Source organism: Photorhabdus viridis, from assembly GCF_040256935.1.
GTDB lineage: Bacteria > Pseudomonadota > Gammaproteobacteria > Enterobacterales > Enterobacteriaceae > Photorhabdus > Photorhabdus viridis.
The window spans coordinates 1-223 of sequence record NZ_JBEJZY010000496.1 but is presented as its reverse complement, the minus strand read 5'-3'; the positions used below and the strand labels follow the sequence as shown (position 1 = coordinate 223).

The 223-nt window shown below is 42.6% G+C and carries 1 protein-coding gene; it reads left to right on the top strand.

Annotation, left to right across the window (positions count from 1 at the left end; translation table 11 throughout):
- Positions 1 to 223, top strand: a 223-nt coding sequence (locus tag ABR397_RS24275; protein ID WP_350307911.1) for a type VI secretion system contractile sheath small subunit, incomplete at both ends; no start/stop codon positions are given.

Sequence of the window (223 nt, the reverse complement as noted above, 5' to 3'; positions counted from 1 at the left end):
CAGAGTTTTCAAAATGAAATCCCTAAATCGCGTATTAATATTAAATTAGATTTGCACACCGGCGGCGCGCAGAAAAAAGTGGAGTTGCCGCTGAAATTATTAGTGATGGGCGATTACAGTCATGGGCAAGAACAGCGCCCACTCTCGGAAAGAAAAAAAGTGTCTATTAACAAAAACAACTTTGACAGCGTGATGGCTGAATTTAGCCCCGCGCTTAACCTGA